Annotated in this window: 1 protein-coding gene and 1 pseudogene; one reads left to right on the top strand and one right to left on the bottom strand. The window is 64.9% G+C overall.

The window, feature by feature from the left end; translation table 11 throughout:
• On the top strand, positions 1-225 hold a 225-nt coding region (locus tag AACY08_RS29140; protein ID WP_339472546.1), incomplete at its 5' end, for a hypothetical protein.
• A gap of 73 nt (positions 226-298) precedes the next feature.
• On the opposite strand, the pseudogene AACY08_RS29145 reads toward AACY08_RS29140, so the two are convergent.
• A pseudogene (locus AACY08_RS29145) lies at positions 299-482 on the bottom strand (hypothetical protein); the annotation flags it as partial.

Genomic DNA, 482 nt, shown 5'->3' on the forward strand with positions numbered 1-482 from the left:
CGCCTGATTCAGTCGATACGGAGCCTGCGAGCGCACAACATCTGCCATGTTGGCATAGTCGAAGGGGCAAATATCGATTCTGTTCCCGCCCCGAATGTACCGTTTGCAGTTCCGGCTCCGAATTCCTTTATCGAAGTGCCGACCTTCGTGCTGTGTGGGGAGGCCGTTGGCGATGCTTCAGGATTCGATGGGAAGTTGCCACCCGATGCTCTTATTCGGTTGTGACGTTCTGCGCGTGCTGAGAGAGGTGCTTCGACACGCTCAGCACGAACGGAGGGAGAAGCACAGGCGACGCCCCTCACCCCGCGCGGCGCACCACATCGATGATCGGCCTTTGCGCCCCCGCCAGCACGCGCGCCTCGATCCCGTAAGCCGCGCGCAGCACGTCCGGCCTCAGCGCGTCGACGGGCGCGCCATCGGCCAGCACCGCGCCCGCCGCCAGCACCACCACGCGGTCGGCGAGGCGCAGCGCCATCGTCAGG

Origin of the sequence: Pseudomonas sp. EL_65y_Pfl1_R83, assembly GCF_963970695.1 — a bacterium.
Taxonomy (GTDB): Bacteria; Pseudomonadota; Gammaproteobacteria; order Pseudomonadales; family Pseudomonadaceae; genus Aquipseudomonas; species Aquipseudomonas tritici.